Annotated in this window: 11 protein-coding genes; 7 read left to right on the top strand and 4 right to left on the bottom strand. The window is 50.3% G+C overall.

Going from position 1 to position 13,769, the window contains the following annotated elements; all coding sequences use genetic code 11:
• Positions 1 to 76: 76 nt before the first annotated feature.
• The 5 genes from EKM99_RS02155 to EKM99_RS02175 all read left to right on the top strand — a co-directional run bounded on the left by EKM99_RS02155 (position 77) and on the right by EKM99_RS02175 (position 8,075).
• Positions 77 to 769 carry a response regulator transcription factor gene (locus EKM99_RS02155; RefSeq protein WP_125580470.1) on the top strand — a complete coding sequence of 231 codons (693 nt, stop codon included), beginning with the start codon at positions 77 to 79 and terminating at the stop codon, positions 767 to 769.
• Positions 759 to 2,114, top strand: a complete 1,356-nt coding sequence (locus EKM99_RS02160) for a sensor histidine kinase (protein WP_125580472.1) — start codon at positions 759 to 761, stop codon at positions 2,112 to 2,114. Before EKM99_RS02155 ends, EKM99_RS02160 begins: the two co-directional genes overlap by 11 nt.
• 593 nt (positions 2,115 to 2,707) lie before the next feature.
• Complete coding sequence (locus EKM99_RS02165) at positions 2,708 to 3,673, top strand: LacI family DNA-binding transcriptional regulator (RefSeq protein WP_125580474.1); 966 nt, start codon at positions 2,708 to 2,710, stop codon at positions 3,671 to 3,673.
• Between the two features lie 206 nt (positions 3,674 to 3,879).
• Positions 3,880 to 5,253: an SLC45 family MFS transporter gene (locus tag EKM99_RS02170; protein ID WP_125580476.1), complete on the top strand. Its 1,374-nt coding sequence runs from the start codon at positions 3,880 to 3,882 to the stop codon at positions 5,251 to 5,253.
• Positions 5,254 to 5,804: 551 nt separating this feature from the next.
• The gene (locus EKM99_RS02175) at positions 5,805 to 8,075 is read left to right on the top strand and encodes a glycoside hydrolase family 65 protein (protein ID WP_125580477.1); all 2,271 of its coding nucleotides are present in this window, start codon (positions 5,805 to 5,807) and stop codon (positions 8,073 to 8,075) included.
• A 682-nt stretch (positions 8,076 to 8,757) separates the two neighbouring features.
• On the opposite strand, the gene EKM99_RS02180 is transcribed toward EKM99_RS02175, so the two are convergent.
• The 3 genes from EKM99_RS02180 to EKM99_RS02190 form a co-directional block, all read right to left on the bottom strand.
• Positions 8,758 to 9,201, bottom strand: coding sequence for a hypothetical protein (locus EKM99_RS02180; RefSeq protein ID WP_125580479.1), 444 nt, complete (start codon positions 9,199 to 9,201; stop codon positions 8,758 to 8,760).
• 445 nt (positions 9,202 to 9,646) lie between these two features.
• Positions 9,647 to 9,916: a 30S ribosomal protein S14 gene (rpsN, locus tag EKM99_RS02185; RefSeq protein ID WP_125580481.1), complete on the bottom strand. Its 270-nt coding sequence runs from the start codon at positions 9,914 to 9,916 to the stop codon at positions 9,647 to 9,649.
• Between the two features lie 193 nt (positions 9,917 to 10,109).
• Entirely contained in the window at positions 10,110 to 11,141 is a 1,032-nt protein-coding gene (locus EKM99_RS02190; RefSeq protein ID WP_125580483.1) for an aldose epimerase family protein, read from the bottom strand.
• A 284-nt stretch (positions 11,142 to 11,425) separates the two neighbouring features.
• Between EKM99_RS02190 and EKM99_RS02195 the strand changes: the two genes are divergently transcribed.
• Complete coding sequence (locus EKM99_RS02195) at positions 11,426 to 12,238, top strand: alpha/beta hydrolase (protein WP_125580485.1); 813 nt, start codon at positions 11,426 to 11,428, stop codon at positions 12,236 to 12,238.
• Between the two features lie 46 nt (positions 12,239 to 12,284).
• Here the strand turns inward: EKM99_RS02195 and EKM99_RS02200 are convergent, their stop codons facing one another.
• On the bottom strand, positions 12,285 to 13,103 hold the full coding sequence (locus EKM99_RS02200) for a Cof-type HAD-IIB family hydrolase (protein WP_125580487.1): 819 nt from the start codon (positions 13,101 to 13,103) through the stop codon (positions 12,285 to 12,287).
• A 223-nt stretch (positions 13,104 to 13,326) separates the two neighbouring features.
• Here EKM99_RS02200 and EKM99_RS02205 point away from each other — a divergent pair.
• Positions 13,327 to 13,769: transposase (locus EKM99_RS02205; RefSeq protein ID WP_191983289.1), on the top strand; the 443-nt coding region annotated here is incomplete at its 3' end.

Genomic DNA, 13,769 nt, shown 5'->3' on the forward strand with positions numbered 1-13,769 from the left:
GCCCGGCAAGGCGCTGGTTATATCAATCTCGTTTTAAAACAAACAACAAAAAGAAAAATATTAGGAGGAATGCCCGTTGAGTACTACTGCGAAGGTATTGGTTGTCGAAGATGAAAAGGAATTATCCGCGGACATTGTTGAATTAATCTCACCAATCTGTGAAACCACCACCGCGTTTGACGGTGAACAGGGTGAGTTCTTGGCCAGTCAGGGTGTCTTTGATGCCATCATTTTGGATCTGATGCTTCCTGGCGAAAGCGGGTTGGATCTCCTGTTGCACATTCGGAACAAGGGCGTGAAGACGCCAGTGTTGATTCTGACCGCGAAGGATACGATTGCCGATAAGTTGCGGGGCTTCAATGATGGGGCTGATGACTATGTGACCAAGCCGTTTCACCGTGAGGAATTACTGGCACGCATGAAGGCCCTATTGAAACGCACAGGCCATTTAAACAGCTCCGACGTCATTACCCTCGGCCAGTTGGAAATTAACACAGGCAAGCATTTAGCGACCTTTAACGGCGATCCTTTGACATTGAAGGGCCGTGAGTTTGATCTGTTAGCTTATTTGGTGGCCAATCCCGGCACGATTATCACCAAGGAACAGATTTTTAATCGGTTGTGGGGCTTTGATTCCGAGACCAGCCTGTCCGTGGTCGAAGTCTATATGAGCAACCTGCGGAAAGAATTGAAGAATGCCGGCAGTGACCTGTCGTTGCGGACCATCCGGAATGCGGGGTACATCGTGGAGGCCCCCGATGAGCAATAAAGTTAATCGCGCCCAACAGTGGCGCTTGTTTTGGAGCAGTTTTATTGGGTTCACGCTCATTTTCGTTTTGCTGGGAGTCATTGTCTTTGTTCTGTTTCGGCGGACAATTCTGACCAGTACCGATCAGACACTCCGGGTGGAACGGAGCGCACGCTTAGCGGGACCCCCGCGGCAAACGACGCAACCCTTTGGTCAGACCCAGAGCAACCAGCAGGCGCAGCACCGCGCGTCGATTCATCCATTTATGACGACAACGGTTATCTTTAGTCCGGCCGGTAAAATTTTAAATAAGGCCCAACTGGGGTCGCGGTATTCCACGTTGAAAAATATTGTGTTGGACACTTCGCAACGTGGTGAACTCCGAACTATTTCGGTCAGTGGCAAATACAATTTCCGAACATTGTTGGTTAAGGTCCCCGCTAGCAATGCCGATCAGAGCGTGGCCGGCAAGTACCTGTTGATCATGGAAAATATTGATCCGCAAAAGGCAGCGATGAGTACGTTTACCCGGGTCATGTTGATTACGATGGGTGTGTTCTGGCTCCTGTCAATCTTGATGAGTATGTGGATGTCACGCTTGACCATGCGACCAATCTTGCGGTCGTGGGGGCGGCAGACGGAGTTCGTCGGCAACGCTGCCCATGAGTTGCGGACGCCGTTAACGATTATTCAAAATAAATTGGAATTACTCCTGACGAAACCGAACGATAAAATTATTGATCAAGCAGAAAACATTGCGATTGCCAGTAGCGAAAGTCAACGTCTACAGAAGCTTACCCAGGACTTGTTAGCGTTGGCTCGCTCAGATTCCAATACCCTGCAAACGAACTTTGAAACCACCCACGTGGCCGGCTTCCTGGAACACACGGTGGAACCCTACACGGAAATCGCCGCTAGCCAGGGTAAGAAGCTGGAATTACTGCCAGTCACGGACTTTAAGGCGATTCTCGATCAAAATCTGATTCACCAATTGATGAATATTCTGATTGATAACGCCATGAAGTATTCGCCCAAGGGTAGTACGATTACGGTGTCAGCCAAACTGGTGAACCGCAAGTGGCAGTTGATTGTGGGCGACCAGGGGATTGGTATCAAAGAGGCCGACCGCAAACGGATTTTCGATCGCTTTTACCGTGTCGACACGTCTCGTAGCCGGCAAACTGGCGGAAACGGCTTAGGTTTGTCAATTGCGCAATGGATTGTCAGCCTGCACCACGGTACGATTACGGTCAAGGACAACTTGCCGCAAGGAAGTCAGTTCGTGGCGACGCTGCCACTCAATCCCGAGAACGGGTTAACGCCAGTTGGCGGCCGGAAAAAGACGAAGAAAAAGAAAGTCGACTAACAAAATACCGAATTAGTTAAGTCCCAGCACAAACTTCTGAGCTGGAACTTTTTGTGTGATTACCAAGGGTTTAACCGTTAAGCCACAAACGGTTAAACCTGGAAAAAGTTTCAATGCCGTCGTTTCTATGGTAAGGTGGTTTCATTAAGACATTCGTCTGCCCGGACATAGCTTCGTATCGACCGAGTTGCTGGTTTACAAGTGCTGGTGTTCTCGATGATTGATGAATGCTATTTTCTCACAGTCTTTAGTCGCATTTATTTTTGGATACGTCGGTTCAACGCTACTGTTGTTGGTTTAGCGCTTGGTGGCATGGTTAGAGTGAGGACCAGCTTTTATAACAGCGAACGACGGTGTGAGCCGTGAGGGCGGTAAAAATAGATTCAGCCGTGGGATTCTTGAGTCGGCAGAATGCCGACCCAAGAATGGTGACTTTGAAACGCGGGCTTGGCGGTTCAAAGCAAGGCCGAAGACCGCACTTTGGCTTCGGCCGTCCTGCCCACAGCGTTCCAATCTATTTTTACCGCCCGGTAAGGCGCTGATAACAACCAGTCCAATGAGTAAGTGTAAAAGCATAAGGAGTCTATGAAAAGATGTTAACTATCCGTGATATAGCTGCGAAGGCTGGTGTGTCTGTCTCAACCGCCTCGCGGGCATTAAACAACAATCCGCGCATCAGCCAGGCGACCCGGGAACGCATCCAGGCGCTAGCTGAAGCGGAGGGGTACCTCCCCAATTACAATGCCAAAAATTTAACGGCGGGCGAGGCCAATGCCGTGGGGGTCGTTTTCCCCACGTCTGACCACAGCCAAACCGAAAATCCCTTCTACATTGACCTGCTACGGGGAATCAACGGCCAGCTGCTTCAGCGCCATTATGTGCTGTCAGTCGCCATCAGTAAGACCGCCGATGAGCTGTTGGAAAATGTGAAATCAATGGTCGTCCAAGGAAAAATCAAGCGGTTCGTCCTGTTTTACGCGCACCGCGATGATCCAATCGCAGCCTTTCTCCGCCAACACCATCTGCGATTCGTCACGATTGGCCAGCCGGCCGACAACGCCAACGATTACTTTGTCGACAACGATAATCTGCAGGCCGGCATCGGTGGCGCTAATTTCCTGTTAAACGAGCTGAAGGTGAAGCACCCGGTCTTCGTGGAGTCCACGCACGATTGGGCCTTCGAGCAACAGCGGCGTCAGGGATACGAGCGGGTGGCTGCCAGCTTCAACGTGGAGCCACTGACCTGCAAGTTGGGCGAAATTAACCGCGCACGGTTGTTCATCAAACAACATCCAGAAATCGATGGGATTATGGCAACCGATGATTACAACGCCATCGAATTTTATCGTTTGTTGCGCGAACAATACCACATCACTAACTTTCCAGTCGTCAGCTTCAACCACACGCTACCAGTGGGATTGACGGATGCTGACTTGCATTCGATTAACTTGTTCCCGGAAAAAATGGGTTCCGCGACGGTCGCCTTATTGTTTAGCGACCGGGAACCATTGGACACACCGACGCCTGGTCAAATTAGAATTCCCTACGAAATCAAATAGAATTTTCAGACTCACTTAACTGGCGCTAAAGTCAGTGAGCGAGCCTTTTTTGATTGTCACGCACACCAATTTAAAACTGGAACGGTCCAAAAAAGTTGCAAAAAGTTTTGCGCAAACGGTTGCATAAAGATAAAAGCGGTGCCATAATGATTCATGTAATCGTTTTCAGCAATTATTTAAAAGCAGATTTTGAGGAGGTTTTTTATATGTCAGATGTTGCGTCTGAAGATACATCGGCGGAAGCCGCAAGTAAGAAAAATGGCTTGCCAAAACTCCCTGCCAGCACAATTTGGATGATCAACTTTGGTTTCTTGGGGGTTCAAACGGCCTTCACGTTACAAAGTTCTCAAATGAGTCGAATCTTCCAAACTATTGGGGCTGACCCGAACAGTTTAGGGTGGTTCTTCATTTTGCCACCATTGGCTGGTTTAATCGTTCAACCAATCGTTGGGTACTATTCCGACAGAACTTGGGCACCAAAATGGGGTGGCCGGCGGTTGCCTTACCTGTTACTCGGGACAATCGTTGCCGTCATTGTTATGTGTCTGTTGCCTAACTCAGGGAGTATGGGCTTCGGGTATGCGTCGCTAGCAGCTTTGCTGTTCGGTGCCATCACCGTTGCCTTCCTGGACTTGTCTTCTAACATTGCGATGCAACCATTCAAGATGATGGTTGGGGACATGGTTAACGATGACCAAAAGAGTTACGCTTACGGGATTCAAAGTTTCTTATCCAACACGGGTGCCGTTTTAGCTGCCATCCTGCCATTCCTGTTCGCCGCAATTGGTATCGCTAACACGGCCTCCAAGGGTGTTGTGCCTTCAACAGTTAAGGTTGCTTTCTATGTTGGGGCTGTCCTGTTAGTCATCACGAGTCTCTTCACTATCTTCCGGGTCCATGAATACGATCCAGATACCTATGCGAAATACCATGGGATCACCAAGGAAGATAACGCTGAAGGTGGGAACTGGTGGACGTTACTGAAGTCAGCACCAAAGGTTTTCTGGACCGTTACCTTAGTTCAATTCTTCTGCTGGGTTGCCTTCCAATACCTGTGGACTTATTCCGCTGGTGCCATTGCTTCTAATGTTTGGCACACGACCAACGCCGCATCCGCTGGCTACCAGGCTGCTGGTAACTGGTACGGGGTCTTAGCCGCCGTTCAATCTATCGCTGCTGTTATTTGGTCATACGTTTTGGCTAAATTGCCTAACAGTGTTCACAAATTGGGTTACGCTGGTAGTTTAGGCTTAGGTGCCGTTGGGTTCATCTCCGTCTTCTTCGTTCACAACCAATACGCTTTGATCATTTCATTCATCTTAGTTGGGATTGCTTGGGCTGCGATGAACACTTACCCATTGACCATGGTTACCAACGCCTTATCCGGTGCCCACATGGGGACTTACCTGGGCCTGTTCAACGGTTCAATTTGCTTACCACAAATCGTTGCTTCCCTGGCTAGTTTCGCTTTGTTCCCACTGCTCGGTGGTGCTCAAGCCAACATGTTCTTGTTAGCTGGGATTATCATGGCCATCGGTGCCTTATCCGTCGGCACCATCAAGGAAACTTACAAGGCTTAGGGTTTTAAACGGATGTTGGCAGCGCCTTAGCGGGTGCTGAAAATGGGACCGGAACGCTGTGGGCAGGACGCCCGGAGCCAAAAGGCGGTCTCCGAGCTCGCTTTGAACCACGAAATTCACGTGTTTCAAAGGCGCCAGTTACTCCGCTGACCGCGCAGTAACTCCCACGGCTTGGCCCATTTACAGCACCCACACGGCTAACATTAGTTTAAACCAGCTTGTAACCTTTCTTGATTGCTTGTTGGGCTTAACTTTGTGAGAGCTTCACGGCTGTTGGGTTGCCGTAACAGGTGACATCAGTTTAAACCAGCTGGCAAGGCTTCTTGATTGCTTGTTGGGCTTCACTTTCGTAGGCACTCAGTGGATGCCATGATTGTATCTGCTGGGGTTCCCTGCTAATAAATCTTATAATGTACGTACAACCGGTTGGGCAACTTCAACCGGGAGGCAGCCCTGGGGCTTAACCGTTTCGGCTGACCACTTCGCTGCCTTTTATTTAAACGATGATGTGTTTTTTACCGCAAACATTTTGAAAAGGAGACATGTTTAGCATGAAACGTATTTTTGAGGTACAACCTTGGAACGTCATTACCCATACTTTTGACCCCCAAGACAAGCGGCTTCAGGAATCCATGACTAGCTTAGGTAACGGCTACATGGGTATGCGGGGCGACTTTGAAGAAGGCTACTCCGGCGACTCCCTCCAAGGCATTTACTTGGGTGGTGTCTGGTATCCTGACAAAACGCGTGTCGGCTGGTGGAAGAACGGTTATCCGAAGTACTTCGGTAAGGTTGTCAATGCCGTTAACTTTATCAAATTACCCATCGAAATCAATGGCCAAGCCGTTGATTTAGCCAAGGATACATTTAGCGACTTCACCTTGGATCTCGACATGCAAAAGGGCATCTTGAACCGGGCCTTCACGGTGACGCGCGGTGACGTTAAGGTTGCCTTGACCTTCCAACGTTTCTTGAGTGTTGCACAACAAGAACTCTCCGTTCAAAAGGTCACGGTTAAGAACTTGAGCGACGTCAGTGTTGACGTGACCATCAAGCCAAGCATTGACGCCGATGTTAAAAATGAAGAAGCCAACTATGACGAACGGTTCTGGGACGTGTTAGCTGCAGAACAAGGCCAAGATAGTGGGAGCGTCGTTGCCAAGACGACACCAAACCCATTTGGTACGCCACAGTTTACTTCTGGCATGGAAATGCGGACGGTCACTGACCTGAAGAACGTGGCCGTTACCCAACCCAACGACAAAGAAGTGGTCACTGCTTACGCGGGTAGTTTAGCCCCTCAAGCAACCACTGAATTGGAAAAGCGGGTTATCGTGGTGACTTCACGGGATTACGACACCCAAGACAAGCTGACCAGTGCGATGCACGAACTCAGTGACAAGGTTGCCAAGTCTGCCTATGAAGACCTCCTGAACGCGCATACGGCCATTTGGGGCCAACGTTGGGCTAAGTCCGACGTGGTCATCAACGGTGACGATGAGTCGCAACAGGGGATTCGTTTCAACCTGTTCCAACTGTTCTCCACTTACTACGGTGAAGATTCACGGTTGAACATTGGTCCTAAAGGGTTCACCGGTGAGAAATATGGTGGTGCGACCTACTGGGATACTGAAGCCTTCGCCGTTCCCGTTTACCTGGGGATTACGGATCCAGAAGTTACCCGCAACCTGTTGATGTACCGTTACAAGCAATTGGACGGTGCCTACGTCAACGCCAAGGAACAAGGCTTAGACGGTGCCCTCTTCCCAATGGTGACCTTCGACGGGATCGAATGCCATAACGAATGGGAAATCACCTTCGAAGAAATTCACCGGAACGGTGACATTGCCTTCGCCATTTACAATTACACCCGTTACACGGGCGACACCAGTTACGTCTTGCACGAAGGTGCCAAGGTCTTGACCGAAATTTCTAAATTCTGGGCTGACCGGGTACACTTTAGCAAGCGGAACAACCAGTACATGATCCACGGGGTCACTGGTCCTGACGAATACGAAAACAACGTTGACAACAACTGGTACACCAACATCCTGGCACAATGGACGTTGAAGTACACGTTGGAAATCTTGGGTCAAGTCGACAAAGACACGGCCAAGAAGCTCAACATTTCCGCTGACCAAAAGGCCAAGTGGCAAGATATCGTTGACCGGATGTACCTGCCTTACGACAAGGACCTAAACATCTTCGTGCAACACGATGGCTTCCTGGACAAGGACGTCGAACCCGTCAGTGCCATTCCAGACGGGCAACGCCCAATCAACCAAAACTGGTCGTGGGACAAGATTCTGCGTTCGCCTTACATCAAGCAAGGGGACGTGCTTCAAGGTATCTGGGACTTCATCGACGACTTTACGCCAGAACAAAAGAAGTCGAACTTTGACTTCTACGAACCACTGACGGTCCATGAATCCAGCTTGTCACCAGCCATTCACTCTGTCTTGGCTGCCGACTTGCACTACGAAGACAAGGCGGTTGAACTGTACAACCGGACGGCGCGGTTGGACTTGGACAACTACAACAACGATACGGTTGATGGCTTGCACATCACGGCCATGACCGGTGGTTGGATTGCTGTTGTTCAAGGGTTCGCTGGCATGCGGGTTCGCGATAACGAACTGCATTTCGCCCCATTCCTGCCTAAGCAATGGAAGAGCTACAGCTTCCGGCAAGTCTTCCGCGGTCGCCTGATTGAAGTCAGTGTTCACGCTGACGGCCCACACTTCAAGCTGATCAGTGGGGAACCATTGACGATTGACGTGGCTGGCGAAAAGGTTAACCTTAGCACTGAAGTTACGGAATAGAATTTTAAATTGCTATGCCAAACAGCTCTCACCTTTTGTTGGTGGGGGCTGTTTTTGTATCCAAAGCAAGTTCAAAGCGAAGACCAGCTAACGAAGATTCTGTCCACAAAATTTGTTGGAAATTACCACCTGCGGCTGCCAGAAATTCCGTCTGCTGTGGGGACCGCCTGCGGCCTGGGGAGCGGTCCTCCGGCTCGGCTTGAAGCCTGTCAAAAGCCGCCAGTCTCCAAACGCGTCCCACGACGTAACCTGAGAAAATCGCTCAGCTAACGTCGTCGACACAGCTGCCTGCATCTCTGTCCTCCTCCGGTTGTGATTGTTCTTCAACATAACATGGATGTCACTATCGCTGGGCTGGCAACGTTTGCTAATGATAATTTGCTGCCGCCAATGTAGGTGTGAGTGAGCCATACGTACTGTCGCATACAGTGTTGCGGCTTGAATTTTGCAATCGGTAAGCTGTCAGAGGTAGACAACGCTGTTGATCGGTAATTGTTGTATTGTTAATCCCGACATTTCGGTCTTTTTTGGTGCTGGCCAGTTAGCGAATGGTCTGGGTCAGCCGGCCAGCTAGAAAGGCGGTTAGTCCCTGAATCTCAGGTGCGGCGGTCGTCAAGCAGATGATGGAATAGGGAAATTAAAAACGTCTACCAACATTTACGCTGGTAGGCGTTTTGTGCGCTTAGAAGTCTTGTGGCAAATTATCTTGTTGCAGTTCCTTAGCTTTGACCAATGAGGCGTCTTCGTCCCAATAGGTCAGCCATTCGCCGTTCGTCGTCAGGCTTTCAAGTTCTAATTGGTCCTTCACAAGGAAGTCGGTTTCGAGTTGTTCTTTGAATGCCGTGATCAGGCGTTGCATCGTTTGTAAATTAGCGGCCAGGTCGTTTCCGCCCATATTAGCGATGGCGTCTTCGAATTGGGTGCGAACAGCCGTCTCAATTTTACGAAGTTGGCGTTCCTTATCGCGGGCAAGCTTGGGCTGGTTGTGAACGTCAAAAGCCATGGCTGGACTGACGCCGACGAATTGCACGCTGATTTTGGGCAGGTCTAAGCCGTAGGGAGCTTGCGCGTCGTCGCTATTGCCGTAGACGGTGAAGTCGCGGATGACTGTTAAGATTTCTGACATGGGGTTTCTCCTTTGGTGACTAGAATACGTTTAGTTTACGGCAGGGAAAAACCCACGTCAAACGAAGCCGCGGGCAGGGGTTGGTGTGGGTTGTTTTTGGGTTGTGAATTTTAGTGGTACTTGCCTTTGAGCTTATCTTGCTTTGGCCCGTTTGGCTGGTTCTTCACGGAATAGTTCGGAAATATGCGGCCTCTGAAACGTGCTACACGGGGCAGACTCCTGCGCTTAACCCAGCTAAGAAAATACCCCATCGTTTCTGTGTACCTTATTTTAGACCGTTTGACTGGTTCTACATGGATACTAACCTCGGTCCTGGCAGCCTCTGAAACGTGCTACACGAGCCAGACTCCTCCGCTTAGAAAGTCCCAGAACTCCTGCCCGGCGAGGCCGAACAGAAGCCCTGGGGCTCCCTAATGCTCAGAGTCTAAGCGGCTCATTCCGCACTCTACCAACTAGCCTTCCGTACCCCAGGGATCTGTCCCTGATGGGCCAACTGGCGGAAGTTTAGGCGGGATAGGCCGAACTTGCGCATGTAGGCGTGTGGGCGGCCATCTAAGTGGTCCCGGTGGTGCATCCGGGTTGGGGAGGCGTCACGGGGTAACAGTGCCAAGGCTTCGTAATCGCCTGCTGCCTTTAGTTCTGCGCGGCGTTCCGCGTACTTTTCAACGGTTGCTTCAATCCGTTTTGCTTTTGCAATCTTAGACTTTTTTGCCATGAATAAATAATGCTCCTTCTATATTTAGATAGTAATAATTACGTTTTACAAATGTATCATAGGTGCAGATTTGCTGTCAATCAAAGCGACTTGTCGTTTCTTCAGAGAAGAGATCACAAAAAGCAGGCTCCAGCAATCGTCGGAGCCTGCTTTGCTAAACAACACGCGCTGTCACCAGCTCGCCCGTTAGTTTTTAGTAAGTGATGTCATAAATAATTTCATCGTGGGCCGTCTCGCCAGGGGCCAATTTCACGTCGCCGAATGCTGGGAAGTTCTGTGAGTCGGGGAGACCTTGGGCTTCTAGCGCAATCCCCATGTAAGGCTGGCCAGCACCGACCGTCAGCTTCATGTCGGACGTGAAGGAGTTGGCGGTGAAGACCACCAATCCATTCCGCTTGGACTTGATGGTTACAGCGCGGTTAGATTGCGGGTCAGACAACTTCGCGATGGTATCGTCGGTACCGGGCACCACATGGTACACGTCGTCGAAGCCTTTTTCGGGGATGTCTTGGAGTCCACGGATGGCCTTACCCAAGTTCTGGCCGTCTGCGAAGTCGTACGGGGTCCCCACGTTAGCAACCATCTTACCGGTTGGTAATTTCTCGCCATCGAGATCGAGGTGTTCCTGACTGTTGATCTGCAACGTTTGGCCGGCAATCAACTGGTCGTCGCCAACGTTGAAGTAAACGTGCAGCGTTGGGTTGAATAGGGTCAGCGCCGTACTGGTGGCTTCAAACGTCAAGGTCACGCGGTCGTGGTTGTCCAGACTGTAGATCATCTTGGCCGTCAGATCACCAGGGAAGGAATCGTCCGTGCTCTTAAAGGTATGCGTCAAAATGATACGTGCTTTTTCGGGATCCGTCGTGTCGAGGTCACCGACCCAGTTGACTGTGTTGAAACCGTGAGGCCCACCATGCAAGGTGTTTTGCCCTTCGTTGGCATCAACGTGGACCGTTTCACCGCCTAAATCAAAGGTGCCCCGGGTAATTCGACCACCCGTCCGGCCAATACCCATGCAAACGTAGAACGGATTATCTAGATAATCGGCCATCTTATGGTAAGATAGCACCAGATTCTTGTCACCCTTATCAGTCGGTACCATTAACTTGTGTAGCGTGGCGCCCCAGCTAAGAATGGCGAGTTTCACCCCATTGTCATTTTCGATCGTGTATTCAGTGACGGCTTCGTCCTGGTAGGTGTCCCAATGTTTCGTAGCAGTTTGCATAGCAAGTCCTCGATTTCTATTTTGTTATGAAGCGTTTTCATTTTCTCTATCATATATTTTTATCCGGACAATTGTCAAATGAATTTCGGATAAAAAGCAACAATTGGTGCGGCTAATCACAAGACGGGCCGCAGAGACTGTTTCTTTCGCTGAGAGACGGTGAACTTATGCGGATGAATTTTCGGCCACAATGATTCAACGTTATAAATGTTCGCTGAACAAAATTTCACTTGTACGCAATTGAGAGAACTGGCATAATGGATTAGTTTAAGGAGGAATGCGGTATGCACCGTAAATTACGTTGGTTACCAGTTGTTTTGGGTGCGAGCTGGTTCGGGTATCGCTGGGCCAGTCGCCAGGCGACCCCGCCGGAACCGTTGCGGCAACGCAGGACCGACGTGGCTTACACGACCACACCGACCCTCTTTATCCCCGGCTGGGGTGGCAACGCGTGGACGTATAATGGTCTGTTGCGTTGGCTTGCTCGGGCTGGTTTTGGTCACAAGGTGTTAACGGTGACGGTCGATCGCCGGGGGGGACTCCATTTTGCTGGTCAATGGGATCAGGTAGCTGACAACCCGCTGATTCAGGTGTTGTTTGAGCATTCGTTCACGCCAGATTACCAGGAACAGATCGACTGGATCACCGCGATTTTGCGGCATTTAAAAAGCCACGACCACGTGGCCGCCTATAATCTGGTGGCGCACTCGTGGGGTGGCAGTGCTGCAGTTAGTAGTTTACTGTTGTACGGGGCGGCCGGGGATGTTCCTCGGCTCAACCGGCTAGTTTTGTTGGGCGCACCAGTCGATGAACGTGACGCAACTCATCCCGTTGACGTGGCTTTTCAGCGCCTTCAAGCGGCGGAAACGGATTTGCGTGAACTGGGTCCAGGGGTGATCCACAACGTCTACGGGACGCTCTCAGGCCGTTTAACGGACGGTTCAGTTCCCGTGACCCAGATTACCCCCTTACGCCAAGTGGTGGCTGACAGCTCGCTGTCGTATCACGAACACCACGTTCCCGGTATTGGGCACGGTCGGTTACACGCCTCACCCGAGATGTGGCGCTTGATTGCCCGCTTGTTGTGGCAAGACTAATCGCCCAGCCCCCGACTAAATGATGTGTTGAATGGTTTAGCTAGTTTTAAACTTCGTCAGCTAAAATAGCATCAATGACGTCGAGCACACCGTCGTGATTATTGTCGGCGGGGGTGATCAGGTTGGCGACATCCTTGACGGAAGCTGTGCCATTCTGCATGGCAACGCCGAGGCCAACGTGAGCCAACATGTCGCGGTCGTTATCGTTGTCGCCAAAGGCCGCAATTTCAGCGGGAGCGATGTCCCAGGTCTTGGCCAATTCGGTCAGGCCGATGGCTTTGTTCATGTGGGCGGCCACGATGTCGATACTGCCGAAGCCGCTGGCCATGGCGTTGATTTGACCCGGGAAACGAGCATTCAGGCGCTTGGCGACGTGCTGGATACTGTCGTTGGGCCATTCGCCGTTGATCTTGTAAATGGTGTCGTGGACCTGCGTCAGGTCGTCAACGCGGACGAGATTGTTGAAGAAATAATCTTGGGTGGCCGTGTCCGCGGGTTCGTCGGTCCGATTCATGTAGGTCCCGTGGCTGCCAGATAGGCGGAGCACCGGTGGCCGTAACGTGTCGTCGGCTAAGATGGTGGTTACCACTTGCGTCACAATCGTGGCGGGGATGGCCGTTTCCAAGAGTTTCTGGCCGTGGTCAACGATCAGGCTGCCGTTTTCAGCAACGAAGGTCTGAACGCGGGGACTCGGCGCAAAAACTTTTTCCAAATGGCCCAGGTGATTGCCGCTGGCCACGACGAAATGAATGTTGGCCGCTGCCAGGCGGGTGAGTTGCTGGTCGAAGCGGGTGTGGTTGAATTGGCGTTGGGTGTTCAAGAAAGTGCCGTCAACGTCGGTCGCAATCAATTTAATACGTGTCATGTTAGTCTCCTCATGTTTTAAGAATTTCTAACATTCATGATAAAGGCTTCTGCCTGGATTATTCACCGTAAGCTAGAAAGTCTCAACCAGCCCTTTGTGGCTCTGAGGTTTTCTAGCTTTTTTGGTCTCACCCATCGGGTGTGACCAAAAAAAGGTTAAAAAAGAACCCCACAATGGTATTGTGAAGTTACCACACAAAACAATATTCAAAGGGGAGTTCCTAATGACTAATATACTAGACCATGGTTTAGACTTCAATTCAAAAATCTCTTTTTGTGATGATGGTACCCAACTTACCAATGATGCCGGTCTATTTTTGACGACCGAATTTCTTCAAAAAATAGATTTTGATAAAATGATCAAATCCTTCTTACCCCAAATAGACAGTCGTTGTCGACCTAAACATGGTTTTTCTGAGTTGCTAACGCAGCTCTTACTTCAAAAGATTGCCGGTTACCAAAATGATTCGATGATTACGGCACTTACCAAAGATGTAGCGTTGAAGCTGTGCTTAGGAACCGATCAGTTAGCTTCTCAGCCAACCATTTCTCGTTTTATTAATCGTTTGGATCAGACTGCCACGGATGGCTTCAGTAGGCTTAATCTTGCCCTCAATCGGCGGTTGATAGCCCAAAGCAACCAGTCTGATATGGTTCTTGATGTTGA

This window comes from Levilactobacillus cerevisiae (assembly GCF_003946245.1).
In the GTDB taxonomy this organism is placed as follows: Bacteria; Bacillota; Bacilli; order Lactobacillales; family Lactobacillaceae; genus Levilactobacillus; species Levilactobacillus cerevisiae.

Excerpts from the sequence above, each read along its gene's own strand:
- EKM99_RS02180 (WP_125580479.1), bottom strand. The coding sequence starts at position 9,201 with ATGTCAGAAATCTTAACAGTCATCCGCGACTTCACCGTCTACGGCAAT.
- EKM99_RS02200 (WP_125580487.1), bottom strand. The coding sequence starts at position 13,103 with ATGACACGTATTAAATTGATTGCGACCGACGTTGACGGCACTTTCTTG.
- EKM99_RS02175 (WP_125580477.1), top strand. The coding sequence starts at position 5,805 with ATGAAACGTATTTTTGAGGTACAACCTTGGAACGTCATTACCCATACT.
- EKM99_RS02160 (WP_125580472.1), top strand. The coding sequence starts at position 759 with ATGAGCAATAAAGTTAATCGCGCCCAACAGTGGCGCTTGTTTTGGAGC.
- EKM99_RS02195 (WP_125580485.1), top strand. The coding sequence starts at position 11,426 with ATGCACCGTAAATTACGTTGGTTACCAGTTGTTTTGGGTGCGAGCTGG.
- EKM99_RS02170 (WP_125580476.1), top strand. The coding sequence starts at position 3,880 with ATGTCAGATGTTGCGTCTGAAGATACATCGGCGGAAGCCGCAAGTAAG.
- EKM99_RS02165 (WP_125580474.1), top strand. The coding sequence starts at position 2,708 with ATGTTAACTATCCGTGATATAGCTGCGAAGGCTGGTGTGTCTGTCTCA.
- EKM99_RS02190 (WP_125580483.1), bottom strand. The coding sequence starts at position 11,141 with ATGCAAACTGCTACGAAACATTGGGACACCTACCAGGACGAAGCCGTC.
- rpsN (WP_125580481.1), bottom strand. The coding sequence starts at position 9,916 with ATGGCAAAAAAGTCTAAGATTGCAAAAGCAAAACGGATTGAAGCAACC.